Genomic DNA, 17,856 nt, shown 5'->3' on the forward strand with positions numbered 1-17,856 from the left:
GCTGGAACAGCTCCCACAACTCGTCCGGCACCATGCGCTCGACCATCACCACACGGTGCAGACTACCCAGCACTCCAAATGAGACGACGTCTAAGCGCCCTCCCGGGCCGTCCTCGGGCCGTGGAAGGGCACTCAATGGTGACCAACGTCGACAGGTGCTGACAGCTCGGCAGCAGGTCAGCGCGTTGATCGATAAGGCGGACGCAGGTCACGGCCGCCGGAGGTTAGTTGTGGCTGAACAGGGGCTGCAGCCAGCTCATTTCATTCCTCTTGCTTCTCGGTCATGCCTATCGCGAAGGGAAACGACTCTAGGAACTCGCGCCGTGCAGGATCTTGCTCCCTTTCGGCCAGGTCCGCGAGCACCTCCAAGAGCCGTTGGCGTTGGTCTGAGGGCAGTTGCAGGAGCATCCAGCCCACGCTCTCCATCATCTTCACCGCGGAGTCGGGATCCACTTCCTCGTCCCCGCAGCTCTCCAGCCACCACACGACGTCGACGAGCAGGCCGGCGAGTGCTGGCACAAGTGGATCCCTGTCAGTCATGCGTGCAACTTAGCCGAGCCCTACGACACCGCCGGCGCACAATGGCGGACAACCGCGAAGCCCGACGGACTGTCGCCGCAGGTGAGAAGCGCACTGGGCCAAGGTCGAGCGCCCACACAGGTTGCTCCGGGACCAAGAGGTCCTCACCCAAGCTCTCATCGCCACGCTTCTGCCGACGCGGCTTGCTCTGGTCGACGGCATGGCAGCGTGGCTGAGGCCGGTGGGGGTGCAGCGAGGCACACGCGCGCCTGATCGGCGGCGCCCCCGCCGTCGTGGCTGACTGTCGTCGGCTGAGGCTCAGACACTCCGGGACCCAACTCCGCTCGGAACATTCGAGGCGAAGAGACCGTGCCACTCGCGTGCCAGATCGTGCGGAGAATCACGGGGAACAGCGGGGAGTGGCCACGGGTGCGACGGGGCCCCAACTCCATTCCGCCGCAGGTCAGCGCGGCAACCCCCGCCAAGAGACCCAAGCTTCCCAAGCTGAGGGCTCATCACCGTCGTCACGGGCCGGCCGTCGCGGCTTACTCTGGTCGACGGTACCAGCAGCGTGGTTGAGGATTGTGGGGGTGCAGCGAGGCATACGCGCGCCTGGTCGGTCGGCTGACCCACCGTCGTGGCGGGCTGTCGTCGGCTGAGGATCAGACGGACCGCGTCGAGGGCGCCCAGCCGTCAGCCAGCCGAACGCCCCCGCGCCGGACAGGGCTGGGCCGTCCCTGGGCCGTCCGAGGTTGCTCGACAGTGGCCAATGACGACCAACGACGACCACCAGTCGCGCGAGCCCACCGCGCCCGACCTGCAAAAACCCAGCTCACCAAGATCCCCGACAAGACCCAGGGCAAGAAGAAGTAACGCGACACCGGTAAGCCCCCGACCTGCTGTTTCTTGGCAGGGCGGGGGCTTTTGGTGGGGCGGGGCGCGGCGGGGGGCCGTCAGTCCGCGCTCGTCCCTGTGTCCGGGCGGGGTGCCAGCACCGCGGACACCACCGTGCGGGACGAGGCCATGACATCGGTGACGAAGTGCAGGCGCCCGATGCCGAGTCGGCGCAGGGCCGGACCGTGGTCGGCGGCGACGACGAGGGAGACCGCGAGCAGGAGAAGCCGCCACACGGCCATCACCGGGCGGCGCACCGCCCGGGGCAGCTCCGCCAGGGAGGCGTGCAGCCGCTCGCAGTGGAACGGGACGTGACGCTGCTCGTCGGACAGGATCCGTCCCGCCACGTCCGCGGTGAGCGGGTCGTCGGTGCCCTCGCGCAGGGCCCGGTAATAACGCAGCGCCACGACTTCCGCGATCATCAGCACCAGCAGTTCCATGCGCAGGCCCATGAGCCGCCGCAGCCGTACGAAGACCGAGTCGCTCCAGTGCCCGGTCAGCGTCGGTATGCCCCCCGCGGCCAGCAGCCGGGCAAGGAGACGGGCGTGGTTCTGCTCCTCGGCGACGAAGAGCCGGACCGCCTGCGCGTAGTCGGGGTCGCCGGCCCGGTCCGCTTTGCCGACGAGGTTGGCGCCGTCACCGTCCTCGCCGACCTGGAAGCGCTGGATGCCGGCCCACACCCTCGGATGCAGCGTCGCGCCCTGCCCCCAGTCCGGATCGCCCTGGGCGCGCCTGCGCTCGGCCTCGTCCTCGAACCGCCTCGTCCACTTGGCGAAGTCGCCCGTACGCACCCGGTCTCCCCTCTCCGGGACACGGCCATGCCCCGGAGAGGGACGACGCGGGCGGACGCCGAACCGTTCCGCCGCCGCCGGACAACGCAGTTCCTCCACAGACATCGGTCAGCGGAGGGGGCGCGGGTTCCAACGAGTGAATCCAGCGGGTCGACACGCAGCGTCCGGTGCGACAGCGGGAAGGTCATGGCACACCGGACAAACGATGGGCAGGAGGCATGCCTGTGCCGAAGTTCCTCATCCAGGCCACCTACACGCCGGAGGGCACCAAGGGGCTGCTGAAGGAAGGCGGGAGTGGTCGCCGTGCCGCTGTCGAGCAGGTCGTCACCGGCCTCGGCGGGCAGGTCGAGGCCATGTACTTCGCCTTCGGGGAGGACGACATCGTGCTCATCGTCGACTTCCCCGACCCGGTCTCCATGGCCGCCGTCAGCCTCACCGTCAAGGCCGGCGGAGCCCTCCACACCCGGGCCACCCCTCTCCTCACTCTCGACGAGATCGATCAGGCCGCCCGCCGGCAGGTCACCTTCCGAGCCCCCGGTACGTGAGTCCCCGAATCCCGGACGAGAAGGAGGCGCATACGGACGGCTCCGCGGGCATGAGGTCGTTCATTACTGGCGGTGTCGGGGTTTGCCCTTGCGCGGTGGCAGGGTCAGGGTGATCTGCCGGACGAGTTGCTGGAGGCACGCCAGGCATGCGAGGGCGGGGAGGGCGGCTCCGGCGATACCGGTGAAGGTCCTTTCGGCCTGAGCCACGCACAGCATCATGGCGACGGAGGAAAACAGCAGGACGATGAACCATGAATTGAAAGCCCGGCGCTGATGCAAGGCGGTTCGCAGGATGGAGAGGGAGGCCACCGTCCAGGGGCCGTACACCAGAAGAGGCCACCAGGGAATCAGCCCGCTCTTCGTACCGGACGTGATGCTCTGCAGCGGCCCGTAGGCCACCACGCCACAGAAGACGCTGACCATCGCCACGATGACGGAAACGAACGCGACGATGACAAGGCTGCCGGTCTGCATCCACTTGAGTCGCAGCTTCCGCACTCGCATCTTCCGGTGCCCGGTGGAAGAACGTCGGATGGGCGGCAACTGGGCGGTGATCTGCGCCAGGTTCTCCATCGGGTCGGCGAAGTCGGCACCGGCCGGCGACTCGCCGCGAGGCGGCGGCACCATGGCCGCCTGCTCCGCCGGAACAGCCTCTTGCAGGAGATAGGCGAGTTCCTCGACCGGGTCCCAGCCCGAGTCGGGGGGCGCCAGCGGATCCCCGGGGTTCAGGGAATCGACAGGGCTGCCGTGGCGACCGGTGCCGGACCCATAGGGATATGAATCGGAATACCATTCATGCCGTACAAAGGAAGGATCTGCATAATCGTGATTCATGGAAATCCGCTCCCGTCACGCACGGTCCGCGCGGCAGCCGGATTTCTCCTGGCCGTTCCACCGCTGATTGAGTTCCTCCTGCGCCGCCTCCAGCAGTACGAGGAACTCGCGGAGCAGTGACTCGGTGACCTGGAGTTCGACCCGCGCGCCGTTCCCGTGCAAGGCGCCGCCCTCACGTGCTGACAGTGCCACACCAGACGTGTAAGTGTATTTTCCCGCTGTCACATCACGGGTCGCAGGCAGATTATCCTTCCTCACGCCGCGGTGAGGCAAGTCATGGAACCTTGCTGCTTTCGCCATATCCCGCTAACGCCGCTCCCTCTCCTCCAGATGCGCGGCAAATGAGTGACCCTGGCGTGCGGAAAATGTTGGGGAGAGCGTTCTTGATTAATTTCATCCGCATCTCAATCCGCACGTTATGGGTCGAGCGGGTTGTCTCTCAAATCTCTTGGCCAGTAAATAGGATTCGCCGTCAGTAGGCAGAGGTGATGGTGAGGGCAGAGGCAGAGGTGGGTGCTCGTGAAGGGTGACCCGGCCAACACGAACAGCAGGTGGACCAGGTGCGCCACCTTCACCAGCGCCACCTGACCACCTGACCACTACGGCCCTCGCCGTCCTCCGCCGTTCTCCGCCGGGCGGTCTCCAGGCCGTGGGACCGGGCTCGACCGGGGACCGGCGACCACCGTCCGCCGCGGCGCAGCGGGCCGCTCTCAGGGGGTACGGCCGAGGCTCACTCCAATGCCCTCTCCAGCACGTCCCGGTGATCGGACACCCACCGGTACGCCGTCCGCACCTCCGTGACCACCCCGGCGTCACGGAGCCGCCGCATCGCGGTGTCCCCCGCGTCGGCCATTTCCCGGATGCCGCGCCAACAGCGGTCCTGCCACCACAGCACCGTGGACACCAGCTCGCGCCTGTGCCCCCGCCCCATCCCGTAGCCGTCGGCGATCAGCCTCATGCGCCGGGCCGCCTCCGCCGCGTCGGCCACGGACGGGCCGAGGCCGAGGTACTGCCAGCAGACGTGGGCGACGTCGTGGATCCGTTCGCCCGGCGCCGCGAGGTCCCAGTCGATGAACGCCACCGGTCGCAGTGCGCCACCGACCGGTCGGTAGACCGTGTTCCTGGGCGACAGGTCGTTGTGGCAGACGACCTCCCGGTCCCCGGCCGGCGCCGAGCCGGCCGTCAGATCGTGGAACGCGCGCACGAGCCGGGCCACCGCCACCATGCTCGCGTCCGACGAGACGGCGGCGGGCTGCCGCGGTTCCCAGGCCACGTGCCCGTCGAGATGGCTGAGGATCTCCCGGCCGTGCTCGTCCACGCCGAGATGGCGGGGCGCTCCGTCCCAGCCCGCGGTCTCCAGGAATCTGAGCAGGTCACTGACGTACGGCGTCCGTGCGGATGCCGGACGGCGCACCGTGTCCCCGACCCGGACGACGGTGTTGACGAAACCTCCGGGCAACGACGACTCGGTCATCGCCTCATCCTGCCCGCCCTCCCGCGCCCGGGGGCGAGGGAGGGGCCCGGCGCCGGTGCGCCCGGCCCCTCTCCCGTAGGTCCCGTCCGGCGGTGAGGCGTCGACCTCAGCCGCACTGGCAGGGATTGCCCGACTGGCAGCCGCAGCCGCATCCCGAGCCGCAGCCGCACGCGCCGATCAGCATCAGGTTCCGGACGGCGACGGGCTGTTCGGTCGGATGGTCCTGGGTGGGGTCGGGGGTGGAGGTGCTGGGGGCTTCGGCCATGGGTTCCTCCTGGAGGCTAGGGCGCCTGTGCCCATTCCATGCCCGTTGTGTCCGGCGCATCAACGGCGCATGGGGGCTTCCCCGCGCCCCCGGCGGCTTCGAACGCCCCCGAGGGCTCGCCTACGCCCCCTCGACCGGCTGGATCTCGTTCGGCAGGTCCGGCTGGAACTCGTCCGCGTGCTCGCCCGTCACCAGGAACACGACCCGCTTGGCGACCGCGACCGCGTGGTCGGCGAAGCGCTCGTAGTAGCGGCCGAGGAGGGTGACGTCCACGGCGGTCTCGATGCCGTGCTTCCAGCGCTCGTCGATGAGGTGCTGGAAGAGCGTGCGGTGCAGGAGGTCCATCGCGTCGTCGTCCGTCTCCAGCTGGAGCGCGAGGTCGACGTCCTTCGTGATGATCACCTCGGCCGCCTTGGCCATGAGGCGCTGCGCGAGCTGGCCCATCTCCAGGATGGTGGCGTGCAGGTCCCGCGGCACCGCCCGCTCGGGGAAGCGCAGCCGCGCCAGCTTCGCCACGTGCTGGGCGAGGTCGCCGGAGCGCTCCAGGTCGGCCGACATGCGCAGCGACGTGACGACGATCCGCAGGTCGGTCGCCACCGGCTGCTGCCGCGCCAGCAGCGCGATGGCCCGGGCCTCCAGGTCGTGCTGCAGTTCGTCGATCTTCTGGTCGGCCTCGATCACGCTCTCGGCCAGCTTCAGATCGGCGTCGAGGATGGCGGTCGTGGCGCGCCCGACGGCCGACCCGACCAGCCGGGCCATCTCCACCAGACTGTCGCCGATCGAGTCAAGTTCCTCGTGGTACGCGTCCCGCATCAGGGGTTCCTCTCGTACTCGTTCTTCCGGGGCTTCGCAAGGTCACGATGTCGCAAGGTCGCGATGTCGCAAGTCGCGATGTCGTGATGTCGGAATATTGGAATTCAGGTTCGGGGCACCCGGCGCCGTCAACCCCACGGTGCCACGGTCCGCCCCGTACGCGTCGGTTTCCGTCACCCCAAATGAACCACCCCTGGCTCCAAGGTGAACTCTGGGCGACGAGTGTTCGAGGTCCGACCTCGATGGCTGTGGCCGGGGCGGATCGCATGCCTAACCTGGACGCATGGACGTGAACGCGGCGGTCGCCGCAGCGGCAGCGATCGCCGGGGTGCTCACCGGTGTCATCGCCATGCTGGCGTTCCGTTGGAGCGAACGCGACCAGAACCGACCCACCAGGACCTCCTTGCACACCGATCCCGTGCTGCCGCCGGGCGTGGACACCGTCCTCTCCGTCCTCCGTTCCTCGGCCGTCGTCCTCGACGAGGCCGACGCCGTCGTCAAGGCCAGCTCCGCCGCGTACGCCCTCGGGCTCGTCCGCGGCGGTGAGCTCGCCGTGGAGCCCATGCTCCAGATGGCGCGGGACACCAGACGGGACGGCGAGATACGCCAGGTCGAGCTGGACCTGCCCCGGCGCGGCACCGGACGCGGCGAGGCGCTCGCGGTCTCCGCCCGCGTGGCGCCGCTGGGCTCCCGGCTGGTCCTCCTCCTCGTCGAGGACCTCACCGAGGCCCGGCGCATCGAGGCCGTACGGCGCGACTTCGTCGCGAACGTGAGCCACGAGCTGAAGACCCCGGTCGGCGCGCTCTCCCTGCTCTCCGAGGCTGTCATGGACGCCTCCGACGACCCGGAGGCGGTGCAGCGCTTCGCCGGCCGGATGCAGATCGAGGCGACCCGGCTGACCAACCTGGTGCAGGAGCTCATCGACCTCTCCCGCGTCCAGAACGACGATCCCCTCGAGGACGCCGAACCGGTCAGCGTCGACGAGCTCGTCGCCGAGGCCATCGACCGCTGCCGCCACCAGGCGGGCACCAAGCAGATCACCATGGCCGCCGCGATCCAGGAACCCGAGGAGCCGTCGCCCGAGGGCGGACGCCGGACGGACACCGCCCGGCTGCGCCTGTGGGGCAACCGCGGGCAGCTCGCCGCCGCCCTCGGCAACCTGGTCGAGAACGCCGTCAACTACTCACCCGCCCGCACCCGCGTCGGCATCGCCGCCCGCCGGGTGGCCGCACCCGGTGGGGACCTGATCGAGATCGCCGTGACCGACCAGGGCATCGGCATCTCCGACAAGGACAAGGAGCGCATCTTCGAGCGCTTCTACCGTGTCGACCCGGCCCGTTCCCGTGCCACCGGCGGCACGGGCCTCGGACTCGCCATCGTCAAACACGTGGCCGCCTCGCACGGCGGGGAGGTCACGGTGTGGAGCGCCGAGGGACAGGGCTCCACGTTCACACTCCGGCTGCCGGAGGCGGGCGCCGTCCGTGACCGCGCCCACCAGCACCCCGACCTCGACGCGTACGACACCGCGGCCGAGGGCGGGCCCGCCGGAGGAATCCCCGCCGACCCATCCCCCGACTCCACCGCGTACCACACGCTTTCCGCCCCGGAGGTCCTTCCGTGACCCGAGTGCTCGTCGTCGAGGACGAGGAGTCCTTCTCCGACGCCCTGTCGTACATGCTCCGCAAGGAGGGCTTCGAGGTCGCCGTCGCGACCACAGGGCCCGACGGACTCGACGAGTTCGAGCGCAACGGCGCCGACCTCGTCCTGCTCGACCTCATGCTGCCGGGGCTGCCCGGCACGGAGGTGTGCAGGCAGCTGCGCAGCCGCTCCAACGTTCCCGTGATCATGGTGACCGCCAAGGACAGCGAGATCGACAAGGTCGTCGGCCTGGAGATAGGAGCCGATGACTACGTCACCAAGCCGTTCTCCTCGCGCGAGCTGGTCGCCCGGATCCGGGCCGTGCTGCGCCGCCGCGGGGAACCGGAGGAGGTCACCCCGGCGGCCCTGGAGGCCGGGCCGGTCCGGATGGACGTCGACCGGCACGTCGTCACCGTCTCGGGCTCGAAGGTCGACCTGCCGCTCAAGGAGTTCGACCTGCTGGAGATGCTCCTGCGCAACGCGGGCCGCGTCCTGACCCGCATGCAGCTCATCGACCGGGTGTGGGGAGCCGACTACGTCGGTGACACCAAGACCCTCGACGTCCACGTCAAGCGCCTGCGCGCCAAGATCGAACCGGACCCGGGCGCGCCCCGCTACCTGGTGACCGTCCGCGGACTCGGCTACAAGTTCGAGCCGTAAGCCGAAGCCGTAGCTGTAAGCGCTGTAGCCGTAGCCGTAGCCGTAGCCGTGAGTTGACGTCGTGGGCCGAAGCCGCAAGCTGTGCTGTAGGAGTGGCTGATCTGCGATATCGGCCGTCAGGGGCGCTGCGGCGCTCAGTGCTCCGCGGCGGCCGACTCCGAGGCGCTCGCGTCGGCCGACTCGGCGGCGGCGGGAGACTCGGTCGAGCCCTCCGCGGCGCCCTCGGCCGGCGACTCGGACGCCGACGCCTCGCCGGACGGGGTCGCGGTGGCGGACTCCGGGGCGGTCGGGACCTCGCTCGGACCCCACTCGGTGAAGTAGCTCTCGGCGGGGACGACGAAGGCGCGCAGGCTGACCTCGCCGGTCTCGCTGAAGGTGAAGGTGACCTTCTGGGCGTCGCCGTCCCGGACCGACTCGCTGCCGCCGGGAAGGACGGCGGAGGCGTTGTCCGCGCCGCCGATGACGACCGAGCCGCCGGCCGGGACGGTCAGCTCGCCGTCCCCCTCGGCGGGCTTGATCTCCACCGGCTCGTCGACACCCTCGACGGTGATCGACTCCAGCGTCTGCGCGGTGTCGCTGCTGTTGAAGACGGTCGCCGAGACCGCGGCCGGGCCCGTCGACTCCGGGTCGGGCTGGGTGATGACGACGACGTTCTGCAGCTTGATGTCGCCGACGGTGGTGGCGGCGTTGTCCGGCTTGATCTCCAGCGTCTGGGCGTCGTTGCCGGCGCCGCAGGCGGCGAGCGTGGCGATCGAGAACGCGAGGGCGGAGGCGGCGAGGGCGCCGCGTCGAAGGCTGCTGCTCACGGCGGCGGCAACTCCTTGAAAACGCACGGGCAGCTCACCTCAATAAAGCCGCCCTAAGGGTCTGTCAGCGTGCCTTAGGTTACCGAGCCGTCCCCACGCCGCCGCACCCGACCCGCCTCTAGCGTGCTCCAGGGCCCCGATGGCCGCCACGGCGGGCCTGACGCCCCTCCGGTCACAGCACCCACAAGTGACCCGTGAGTCACATTGGCTTCTTCTCGATCGCCCGGACGTCGTCCTCCATTCACATAAGCGCCGCTCACCGGGACGGGCGGATTTTCCGGGGCGGAATGCGGGGCCGCCCGGGAAATTGATCACCCGCTGTTCGGCCGATGGTGTGATCAATTCCGGAAACGGCGTGGATCCGCCTCCGGGCACCGAACGGAGTAGCGGAAGTCGCACGTCTGGAACCGGACATATGGGGATGTTCGGCCGTTCGGGATGGCCTCCGGATGTGTGTGACGTGCGTGTTTCGCCCCCCTTGGACAGCCGCTCCGACCTGCGAATACCTGCTTCCACCGGCCGCCCGCAGCACGTTCCTGTTGCTGTTGTCAAGCCCCGAGATATGCCCTGACCTGCGAAAACGCCATTCAGGAACCGTCGTTTCCGTGTTACCCTGGATAGCCACGGAAGGGGTACCTGTCACATGACGTTCAAGGTTGGCGACACCGTGGTCTATCCCCATCACGGGGCCGCGCTGATCGAGGCCATCGAAACTCGCCAGATCAAAGGCGTGGACAAGACCTACTTGGTGCTGAAGGTCGCCCAGGGTGACCTGACGGTACGTGTGCCAGCGGACAATGCGGAGTTCGTCGGCGTGCGTGATGTGGTCGGTCAGGACGGGCTGGACCGGGTCTTCGAGGTGCTGCGCGCGCCGTACGCCGAGGAGCCCACGAACTGGTCGCGTCGCTACAAGGCAAATCTCGAGAAGCTCGCCTCCGGCGATGTCATCAAGGTCGCGGAAGTCGTGCGTGACCTGTGGCGTCGTGAGCGCGAGCGCGGACTCTCCGCCGGCGAGAAGCGCATGCTCGCCAAGGCCCGCCAGATCCTGGTGAGCGAGCTCGCCCTCGCGGAGAACACGAACGAGGACAAGGCCGAGGCGCTTCTCGACGAGGTCCTCGCGTCCTGACGCCGACGCAGCCGGCCTCGGCTCAGTACAGGCTCAGCGCTCAGTTCAGGCTCAGCACAGCAGGCTCAGCACACTGAAATGCCGCGGTGCCCGATGACGTATCTCCTGTCGCCGGGCGCTGCGGCATGTCGCGTTCTGACGCCGTACGCCTCGGTCCCCTCGGGGGACGAACCCCCGACCCTGTGCGTGCCGGGCCCGGGCAGCTGGCTCGACCGGCGCGTCACGGAAGGGTCCGGTCAAGGCGTCGCGCCCGGCACGCTGTGTCCGTACCCACGTATGGCGAGCACACAAACCTGACAGGAACCGATGTCTGACGATTCGCTTCCCGCCCCCGCCCCCACCCGCACGGCCGCGGTGATTCCGGCCGCCGGTCGGGGCGTACGCCTCGGCCCGGGCGCCCCCAAAGCGCTCCGCACGCTGGGTGGGACCCCCATGCTGATCCACGCGGTGCGCGCCCTCGCCGCCTCCCGCGCCGTCTCCCTCGTGGTCGTCGTGGCGCCGCCGGACGGCACCGCCGAGGTCAAGTCGCTGCTCGACGCGCACGCGCTGCCCGACCGGACCGACTTCCTCGTCGTCCCCGGCGGTGAGAGCCGGCAGGAATCGGTCAGGCTCGGCCTGGACGCGCTGCCGCCCGGCTACGAGATCGTCCTGGTGCACGACGCCGCCCGCCCCCTGGTCCCCGTCGACACCGTCGACGCCGTGATCGAGGCGGTCCGCGAGGGCGCCCCGGCCGTCGTCCCGGCGCTGCCGCTCGCCGACACCGTCAAGGAGGTCGAGCCGGCCGCCGCCCCGGGGGACCCCGAGCCGGTCGTCGCCACCCCCGAGCGCGCCCGCCTGCGCGCCGTGCAGACCCCGCAGGGCTTCGACCGGGCCACCCTCGTCCGCGCCCACGAGACGGTCGGCGGGGACGTCACCGACGACGCGAGCATGGTCGAGCGGCTCGGCCCGACCGTCGTGGTCGTCCCCGGCCACGAGGAGGCCTTCAAGGTCACCCGCCCGCTCGACCTGGTCCTCGCCGAGGCGGTCCTGGCCCGCAGGAGGCTCAACGATGGCTTCTGACGCGCCCCTGACGCTCCCCCAGGTCGGCATCGGCACCGACATCCACGCCTTCGAGGACGGCCGCGAACTGTGGTGCGCCGGCCTGAAGTGGGAGGGCGAAGGGCCCGGACTGGCCGGACACTCCGACGCCGACGTCGTCGCGCACGCCGCCTGCAACGCGCTGTTCTCCGCCGCCGGACTCGGCGACCTGGGACAGCACTTCGGCACCGGCCGGCCCGAGTGGTCCGGCGCCTCCGGGGTGACCCTGCTCACCGAGGCCGCCCGGATCGTCCGCGAGGCCGGCTTCGCCATCGGCAACATCGCCGTCCAGGTGGTCGGCCCCCGGCCGAAGATCGGCAAGCGGCGCGACGAGGCGCAGAAGGTCCTGACGGCGGCGGCGGGCGCCCCCGTCTCGGTGTCGGGCGCGACGACCGACGGGCTCGGCTTCCCCGGCCGGGACGAGGGCCTGATGGCCGTCGCGACGGCGCTGGTGGCACGCACCCGCTGACGGTCGGCTGCGCGCCCCCTGACGGTCGATGGCCGCCACCCGCCGGCACCGGCCGACGGCCGGGGGCGGGCACCCGCCGGCAGCCGGTTGCGGACACCTGCCGGAGGCCGGGGGCGGGCACTCGTCGGCAGCCGGTTGCGAGCACCTGCTGACGGCCGCTGGCGCCCACCCGCCGGCACCCGGTGGCGCGCACCCCCTGACGGCCGGTGGCCGACACCCGCCGACGCCCGGTTGCCGACACCCGCCGGCAGCCGGTCGCGGGCACCCGCCGACGGCCGCTCGCCGGCACCCGCCGGCAGCCGGTGGCCGGCACCCGCTAGCAGCCGGTGGCCGGCACCGCCGACGGCCGACCGCGGACGCTGGCCGGCGCCGGCCGTACCGCCGGACGAAGCGCCGCGGCACGAATGTGCTGCCTTGGGGCGGAAGGGCGCGGGGCACCGCCCCACGCCCACTACCCTGGAGTGGTGACGATTCGCCTGTACGACACCAGCGCCCGGCAGATCCGTGACTTCACCCCGCTCACGCCGGGTTGTGTCTCGATCTACCTCTGTGGTGCCACCGTGCAGGCCGCCCCGCACATCGGGCACATCCGCTCGGGCCTCAACTTCGACATCATGCGCCGCTGGTTCGCCCACCGCGGCTACGACGTCACGTTCGTCCGCAACGTCACCGACATCGACGACAAGATCATCAGCAAGTCCCACGAGCAGGGCCGCCCCTGGTGGTCCATCGGGTACGAGAACGAGCGGGCGTTCAACGACGGCTACCAGGCGCTCGGCTGCCTCCCGCCGACGTACGAGCCGCGGGCGACCGGACACGTGCCCGAGATGATCGAGATGATGCGCGGTCTCATCGAGCGCGGCCACGCCTACGAGGCCGACGGCAACGTCTACTTCGACGTGCGCTCCTTCCCCGAGTACCTCCGGCTGTCCAACCAGGAGCTGGACAACCTGCTCCAGCCCTCCGGCGACGGCGAGACCGGCAAGCGGGACCCCCGCGACTTCGCGATGTGGAAGGCGGCCAAGCCCGGCGAGCCGAGCTGGGAGACCCCGTGGGGGCGCGGCCGGCCCGGCTGGCACCTGGAGTGCTCGGCGATGGCGCACAAGTACCTGGGCAGCGCCTTCGACATCCACGGCGGCGGCCTCGACCTGATCTTCCCGCACCACGAGAACGAGATCGCCCAGGCCAAGGGCTACGGCGACGACTTCGCGCGGTACTGGGTGCACAACGCCTGGGTCACCATGAGCGGCGAGAAGATGTCCAAGTCGCTGGGCAACTCGGTGCTGGTGTCCGAGATGGTCAAGCAGTGGCGGCCCATCGTGCTCCGGTACTACCTGGGCACGCCCCACTACCGCTCGATGATCGAGTACAGCGAGGAGTCGCTGCGCGAGGCCGAGTCGGCGTTCGCGCGGATCGAGGGCTTCGTGCAGCGCGTCGTCGAGAAGGCCGGGGGAGTCGTCGAGCCGTCCGCCGACGTACCGCCCGCCTTCGCCGAGGCGATGGACGACGACCTGGGCGTCCCGCAGGCGCTCGCCGTCGTGCACACCACCGTCCGGCAGGGCAACAGCGCGCTGGCCGCCGACGACAAGGAAGCCGCCGTGGCCCGCCTCGCCGAGGTCCGCGCCATGCTCGGCGTCCTCGGCCTGGACCCCCTCGACCCGCACTGGGCCGGGGAGGACGACCGGGGCGAGGACCTGCACGGCGTCGTCGACAGCCTCGTACGCCTCGTCCTGGACCAGCGGGAGGCGGCGCGGGCCCGCAAGGACTGGGCGACCGCGGACGCCATCCGCGACCAGCTCAACCAGTCGGGGCTCGTCATCGAGGACAGCCCGCAGGGACCGCGCTGGTCGCTCGGCCCGCGCTGAGCGAACCTGATCGATTCTTGATCGATTGTGCCGCCCGGGTGTCCGGGCGGCACACTGCATTACGTACGCACACACACCGCACGACAGACGGGTAGGTCATGGCAGCCAACAACCGCCGCATGTCCGGCAAGAAGGGCGCGCAGGTCGGCAGCGGCGGCCAGCGACGCCGGGGCCTGGAGGGCAAGGGCCCGACCCCGCCCGCCGAGATGCGCAAGGGACACAAGAAGAACCGCCTCGCCACCGCCAAGGCGAAGCAGACCGCGCGCCGTCCCGCGCCGCGCGGCCGCGGCGGCCGGTCGGCGTCCGAGCTGGTCGTCGGCCGCAACCCGGTCGTCGAGGCGCTGCGCGAGGGCGTGCCCGCGTCCACGCTCTACGTCCAGCAGTTCATCGACAACGACGAGCGGGTCCGCGAGGCGCTGCAACTCGCGGCCGAGCGCGGCGGCATCAACCTCATGGAGGCGCCGCGCCCCGAGCTGGACCGCATGACCAACGGCCTCAACCACCAGGGCCTCGTCCTCCAGGTCCCGCCCTACGAGTACGCCCACCCCGAGGACCTCCTCGACGCGGCCGCCGACGAGGGCGAGGACCCGCTGCTCGTCGCCCTCGACGGGGTGACCGACCCGCGCAACCTCGGTGCCGTCGTCCGGTCCGTCTCCGCCTTCGGCGGTCACGGCGTCGTGGTGCCCGAGCGCCGCGCGGCCGGTATGACGGCCGGCGCCTGGAAGACCTCGGCGGGCACCGCGGCCCGCACCCCGGTCGCCCGCGCCACCAACCTCACCCGCGCGCTGGAGGCCTACAAGAAGGCCGGCGTCGTGGTCGTCGGCCTCGCGGCCGACGGCGAGTCGGAGATCGGTGAACTGCCTGCCCTGCAGGGGCCGGTCGTCATCGTCGTCGGCAGCGAGGGCAAGGGACTGTCCCGACTGGTCGGCGAGACCTGCGACTTCCGGGCACGGATCCCGATGCCGGGCGGCGCGGAATCGCTCAACGCCGGTGTGGCCGCGGGCATCGTGCTGTACGAGGCGGCGCGCCGAAGGGGCTGAACGCCCGTCCGCCGGTTCACCTGAACGGGTTAATTCCGGCGTGCGGGACAACCTTGACGGGGTCCGGACAGATCCGGCGGGTCAAAGCAGTGTCCTAATCACACGTCACTCGGTTAGATGAGTGTGGACACCAGAACACCCCGCACACCCACGGGGGACCGCTCGTCGGGATTCGACGACGCTCCCGCGCTGAGCATGGTGAAGGTGCCGAGCGATCCGGCGCAGATCATCGTCAGTCACGCGAGCTTCCGCGTGCAGTTGGGCGCGTCGGCACGGCGCGGCCAATCCCCCCGGATCGCCCGGCACCTGAGCGCCACCCAGGACACCGCGCGCATCCCCGTCGTCGCGGCGGCGGGCAGAACGGGCACGGCGGCCCCGGCCGCTCCGGCCGCCGGGTCCCGACGCCGGCCCGTCGTCTGGAGCGGCAGGTCGGCCCCGGACGACACCGGTGCGCACCGTCTCCTCCAGGCCGTACGCGCGGGCAGCGTCGGCCACGGCGACGCGCCCGCCGCCGATGCCGGCGCCACCCAGGTCATTCCCCGCGTCGGCGTCGGCGAGGGCTACGGCGACGACCTCACCGCGCAGACCCTCGAGACCCCGGTCGTCGGCCCCCCGCGCGCGCCCGGCGCCGGCGAACAGCGGATCCTGCCGCAGATGCGCACCGTGGGCAGCGCCTACGACGAACCCGCCTACGACGACCCCGGATACGGCACCCCCGACTACGGCGAAGCCGGATACGACGAGCTCGGCCGGAGCCGGCCCGGTCACGGCCGATCCGGTCACGGCCGGTCCGGGCGGGGTCGACCCGGTCACGGCCGGTCCGCTCACGGCCGGTCCGGTCACGCCGACAGCGGGTTCGAGGACAGCGGGTTCCAGGACAGCGGCTTCGAGGGCGACGGTTTCAGGGGCGACGCCTTCAGGGGCGACGGCTTCGAGGGTGACGGCTTCGAGGACTTCGGCGAAGCCGCCGCGGCGCAGGCCGGCCCGCGGTCCCGGCGGCACGGCGAGGACCCCGCCCGGCACGCCTACTTCCCGGGCCGCCGGATGAACCTCGGCGTGGTCCTGCTCCCGCTGCGTGTCCTGCTCGGCTTCATCTCCGTCTACGCCGGCATGGGCAAGCTGTGCGACCCCGTCTACTTCGACGGCGGCGAGCGCGGCTCCATGGTGAAGTGGCTCAACACCCTGCACCCGTGGGAGGTCGCCGAGCCGCTGCGCCAGTTCGCCCTGCACCACCCCGTCGGCTCCGGGCTGGTCATCGCCTTCCTCCAGGTCGTCGTGGGCGTCCTCACGGTCCTGGGCTGCTGGCAGCGGGTCGCCGCCGTCGGCGGCGCGACGCTCTCCGCCGCGCTCCTCGTCACCGTCAGCTGGAAGACCGTCCCGGTCTACGAGACCCCGGACATCATCTACCTCGCCGCCTGGTCGCCGCTGATCATCGCCGGCGCCCCCGTCTACTCCATCGACGGCCGGCTCGCCGGCAGCGCGTGGCGCCGGCTGGGCCCGCGCGCCGACCTGTGGGACCTGCGCCGCTACGTCCTGCGCCGCGGCGCCCTCGTCACCGCGATCGTCGTCGGACTCACCCTGCTCGTGGGCTCCCTGCTCGGTGGCGCCGTCCGCGACGCCGACCGGGTGGTCGTGCCCGGCCCGGGCGAGGCCCCGCGCAACGAGCTGCCCGGCTCCCCGCTCCCCGAGGAGTCCGGCCGGCCGCGGCCGGGCGGGAAGCCGTCCGCGTCCACCGCGCCCCCGCAGGACGACGCCACCTCGCAGGCGCCGACGCAGGACGAGGAGTCCGCTCCGGGCGCCACCCGGGACACCGAGAGCGCGGCCACCGGCGCGCCCAGCCAGACCCAGGGCACCGCCGGTGAAGCCCCGCCGCAGGAGTTCACCCCCGTCGAGCAGGCGCCCAGCACCAGCTCCGGGCCCACCTCCGGCGGGTCCACCGGCTCCGGCGGCGGCTCGACCGGCGGCTCCGAGGACGGCGGTTCCCCCTCCTCCGGCCGGCCCGGCCTGGTGGGCGGCCTCCTGGGCGGCTAGGACGAGCCACTCGTCCCCACGACGACGGGGTCCCGCGCGTATCTCACGCGCGGGACCCCGTCGTCATGACCGTTGCGGGCGGCTTGGTCAGCGGCACCGTTGGGGGCGGCTTGGTCAGCGGCCGAGCGCCGCCAGTTCCCTCGCGGCCTCCGTGAGGTCCTTCGCGGTGTCGATCGCGCGCCAGTAGGCGCCCTGCGGGATCGGGAAACCGGCCAGGCGGCGTTCGCGGGCCAGGTGCGGGAACGTGGTCCGCTCGTGGTCGCCGCGCTCGGGGAGCAGGTCGGCGAACCCGGGGGAGAACACGTAGACGCCCGCGTTGATCTCGTACGTCGTGGGCGGGGCCTCGATGAAGTCGGTGATGTGACCGAAGCCGTCCGTCTGCACGGCGCCCCACGGGATGCGCGGCCGGGCCAGCGCGAGGGTCGCGACGGCGTCGCGCTCGGTGTGGAAGTCCGCCATGTCGCGCAGCGAGAAGCGGGTCCAGATGTCGCCGTTCGTGGCGTACCAGGGCCGGTCGGGATGGGGGAGGCGGGCGGCCGCGTACTTCAGGCCGCCGCCGCGGCCGAGGGGCTCGCTCTCGATGACCGTGGTGACCTTCACGGGGAGATCGGCGGAGTCCAGCCAGTTCTGCAGAACGTCGGCGAGGTGGCCGCAGGAGACGACGACGTCCGTCACGCCCTCCTCGGCGAGCCAGCCGAGCTGGTGCCCGATGATCGGCGTACCCGTCCCGGGAATCTCGACCATCGGCTTGGGCCGGTCGTCGGTGTAGGGGCGCAGCCGGGACCCCTGGCCACCGGCCAGGACGACGGCTTGCGTGGGGCGGGACGCGGCGTGCGGATGGGTCATGCCCGCACTGTACGCGGCACCCTTTCGGGGGCGTGCGGGTCCCCCGGGCGGCCGACGGCGCCCGGGGTGGGCCTGGACACGGGGTGTGGGGGCAGGGGCCTGGGCGCGGGGTGTGCGGCGGGGCAGCACCGACGCCCCCCAGGCCTCACGCCAGGGCACCGAC

18 protein-coding genes are annotated in these 17,856 nt (G+C 71.2%); 9 read left to right on the top strand and 9 right to left on the bottom strand.

The window, feature by feature from the left end; translation table 11 throughout:
- Window positions 1–261 precede the first annotated feature (261 nt).
- Both ACFV9M_RS38165 and ACFV9M_RS38170 read right to left on the bottom strand, forming a co-directional pair.
- Window positions 262–540, bottom strand: coding sequence for a hypothetical protein (locus ACFV9M_RS38165; protein WP_385078360.1), 279 nt, complete (start codon window positions 538–540; stop codon window positions 262–264).
- A gap of 932 nt (window positions 541–1,472) precedes the next feature.
- Window positions 1,473–2,204, bottom strand: a complete 732-nt coding sequence (locus tag ACFV9M_RS38170; RefSeq protein WP_385078363.1) for a ferritin-like domain-containing protein — start codon at window positions 2,202–2,204, stop codon at window positions 1,473–1,475.
- 224 nt (window positions 2,205–2,428) lie between these two features.
- Between ACFV9M_RS38170 and ACFV9M_RS38175 the strand changes: the two genes are divergently transcribed.
- On the top strand, window positions 2,429–2,749 hold the full coding sequence (locus ACFV9M_RS38175) for a GYD domain-containing protein (RefSeq protein WP_385078398.1): 321 nt from the start codon (window positions 2,429–2,431) through the stop codon (window positions 2,747–2,749).
- Window positions 2,750–2,812: 63 nt separating this feature from the next.
- Here the strand turns inward: ACFV9M_RS38175 and ACFV9M_RS38180 are convergent, their stop codons facing one another.
- From ACFV9M_RS38180 to phoU, 5 genes are all read right to left on the bottom strand, one after another.
- A complete protein-coding gene (locus ACFV9M_RS38180) occupies window positions 2,813–3,583 on the bottom strand; it encodes a DUF2637 domain-containing protein (protein ID WP_385078365.1) in 771 nt (256 codons plus the stop codon).
- 15 nt (window positions 3,584–3,598) lie between these two features.
- A complete protein-coding gene (locus ACFV9M_RS38185; protein WP_385078368.1) occupies window positions 3,599–3,775 on the bottom strand; it encodes a hypothetical protein in 177 nt (58 codons plus the stop codon).
- Between the two features lie 538 nt (window positions 3,776–4,313).
- Window positions 4,314–5,057 carry a phosphotransferase gene (locus ACFV9M_RS38190; protein ID WP_385078370.1) on the bottom strand — a complete coding sequence of 248 codons (744 nt, stop codon included), beginning with the start codon at window positions 5,055–5,057 and terminating at the stop codon, window positions 4,314–4,316.
- 106 nt (window positions 5,058–5,163) lie between these two features.
- A complete protein-coding gene (locus ACFV9M_RS38195; protein ID WP_385078373.1) occupies window positions 5,164–5,322 on the bottom strand; it encodes a hypothetical protein in 159 nt (52 codons plus the stop codon).
- Window positions 5,323–5,442: 120 nt separating this feature from the next.
- Window positions 5,443–6,135 (bottom strand): phosphate signaling complex protein PhoU, encoded by a 693-nt coding sequence (phoU, locus tag ACFV9M_RS38200; RefSeq protein WP_385078375.1) that lies wholly within the window; start codon window positions 6,133–6,135, stop codon window positions 5,443–5,445.
- A gap of 283 nt (window positions 6,136–6,418) precedes the next feature.
- Here phoU and ACFV9M_RS38205 point away from each other — a divergent pair, with 283 nt between their 5' ends.
- Entirely contained in the window at window positions 6,419–7,756 is a 1,338-nt protein-coding gene (locus ACFV9M_RS38205; protein WP_385078378.1) for a sensor histidine kinase, read from the top strand.
- On the top strand, window positions 7,753–8,433 hold the full coding sequence (locus tag ACFV9M_RS38210; RefSeq protein ID WP_385078381.1) for a response regulator: 681 nt from the start codon (window positions 7,753–7,755) through the stop codon (window positions 8,431–8,433). The genes ACFV9M_RS38205 and ACFV9M_RS38210 overlap by 4 nt, the downstream gene beginning before the upstream one ends.
- 134 nt (window positions 8,434–8,567) lie before the next feature.
- On the opposite strand, the gene ACFV9M_RS38215 is transcribed toward ACFV9M_RS38210, so the two are convergent.
- Window positions 8,568–9,239, bottom strand: a complete 672-nt coding sequence (locus tag ACFV9M_RS38215; RefSeq protein ID WP_385078384.1) for a DUF461 domain-containing protein — start codon at window positions 9,237–9,239, stop codon at window positions 8,568–8,570.
- Between the two features lie 643 nt (window positions 9,240–9,882).
- Here ACFV9M_RS38215 and ACFV9M_RS38220 point away from each other — a divergent pair.
- The 6 genes from ACFV9M_RS38220 to ACFV9M_RS38245 all read left to right on the top strand — a co-directional run bounded on the left by ACFV9M_RS38220 (window position 9,883) and on the right by ACFV9M_RS38245 (window position 16,847).
- Window positions 9,883–10,365 carry a CarD family transcriptional regulator gene (locus tag ACFV9M_RS38220; protein WP_003953493.1) on the top strand — a complete coding sequence of 161 codons (483 nt, stop codon included), beginning with the start codon at window positions 9,883–9,885 and terminating at the stop codon, window positions 10,363–10,365.
- Window positions 10,366–10,671: 306 nt separating this feature from the next.
- A complete protein-coding gene (gene ispD, locus ACFV9M_RS38225; RefSeq protein WP_385078387.1) occupies window positions 10,672–11,424 on the top strand; it encodes a 2-C-methyl-D-erythritol 4-phosphate cytidylyltransferase in 753 nt (250 codons plus the stop codon).
- Complete coding sequence (ispF, locus tag ACFV9M_RS38230; RefSeq protein WP_385078390.1) at window positions 11,414–11,911, top strand: 2-C-methyl-D-erythritol 2,4-cyclodiphosphate synthase; 498 nt, start codon at window positions 11,414–11,416, stop codon at window positions 11,909–11,911. Before ispD ends, ispF begins: the two co-directional genes overlap by 11 nt.
- Before the next feature lie 464 nt (window positions 11,912–12,375).
- The gene (gene cysS, locus ACFV9M_RS38235; protein WP_385078393.1) at window positions 12,376–13,776 is read left to right on the top strand and encodes a cysteine--tRNA ligase; all 1,401 of its coding nucleotides are present in this window, start codon (window positions 12,376–12,378) and stop codon (window positions 13,774–13,776) included.
- Window positions 13,777–13,874: 98 nt separating this feature from the next.
- Window positions 13,875–14,816: a 23S rRNA (guanosine(2251)-2'-O)-methyltransferase RlmB gene (gene rlmB, locus ACFV9M_RS38240; protein ID WP_385078396.1), complete on the top strand. Its 942-nt coding sequence runs from the start codon at window positions 13,875–13,877 to the stop codon at window positions 14,814–14,816.
- Between the two features lie 123 nt (window positions 14,817–14,939).
- Window positions 14,940–16,847 (top strand): DoxX family membrane protein, encoded by a 1,908-nt coding sequence (locus ACFV9M_RS38245; protein WP_385078401.1) that lies wholly within the window; start codon window positions 14,940–14,942, stop codon window positions 16,845–16,847.
- Window positions 16,848–16,961: 114 nt separating this feature from the next.
- On the opposite strand, the gene ACFV9M_RS38250 is transcribed toward ACFV9M_RS38245, so the two are convergent.
- Window positions 16,962–17,693 carry an NDP-sugar synthase gene (locus ACFV9M_RS38250; protein WP_385078601.1) on the bottom strand — a complete coding sequence of 244 codons (732 nt, stop codon included), beginning with the start codon at window positions 17,691–17,693 and terminating at the stop codon, window positions 16,962–16,964.
- Window positions 17,694–17,856 lie beyond the last annotated feature (163 nt).

It is taken from the genome of Streptomyces sp. NPDC059895 (assembly GCF_042731035.1).
Classification (GTDB): Bacteria; Actinomycetota; Actinomycetes; order Streptomycetales; family Streptomycetaceae; genus Streptomyces.

What these genes read in the sequence shown, in the direction of transcription:
- ACFV9M_RS38195 (WP_385078373.1), bottom strand. Translation starts at nt 5,322, where the DNA reads ATGGCCGAAGCCCCCAGCACCTCCACCCCCGACCCCACCCAGGACCAT.
- ACFV9M_RS38205 (WP_385078378.1), top strand. Translation starts at nt 6,419, where the DNA reads ATGGACGTGAACGCGGCGGTCGCCGCAGCGGCAGCGATCGCCGGGGTG.
- ACFV9M_RS38250 (WP_385078601.1), bottom strand. Translation starts at nt 17,693, where the DNA reads ATGACCCATCCGCACGCCGCGTCCCGCCCCACGCAAGCCGTCGTCCTG.
- ispD (WP_385078387.1), top strand. Translation starts at nt 10,672, where the DNA reads ATGTCTGACGATTCGCTTCCCGCCCCCGCCCCCACCCGCACGGCCGCG.
- ACFV9M_RS38220 (WP_003953493.1), top strand. Translation starts at nt 9,883, where the DNA reads ATGACGTTCAAGGTTGGCGACACCGTGGTCTATCCCCATCACGGGGCC.
- ACFV9M_RS38190 (WP_385078370.1), bottom strand. Translation starts at nt 5,057, where the DNA reads ATGACCGAGTCGTCGTTGCCCGGAGGTTTCGTCAACACCGTCGTCCGG.
- ACFV9M_RS38180 (WP_385078365.1), bottom strand. Translation starts at nt 3,583, where the DNA reads ATGAATCACGATTATGCAGATCCTTCCTTTGTACGGCATGAATGGTAT.
- ACFV9M_RS38165 (WP_385078360.1), bottom strand. Translation starts at nt 540, where the DNA reads ATGACTGACAGGGATCCACTTGTGCCAGCACTCGCCGGCCTGCTCGTC.
- ispF (WP_385078390.1), top strand. Translation starts at nt 11,414, where the DNA reads ATGGCTTCTGACGCGCCCCTGACGCTCCCCCAGGTCGGCATCGGCACC.
- phoU (WP_385078375.1), bottom strand. Translation starts at nt 6,135, where the DNA reads ATGCGGGACGCGTACCACGAGGAACTTGACTCGATCGGCGACAGTCTG.
- rlmB (WP_385078396.1), top strand. Translation starts at nt 13,875, where the DNA reads ATGGCAGCCAACAACCGCCGCATGTCCGGCAAGAAGGGCGCGCAGGTC.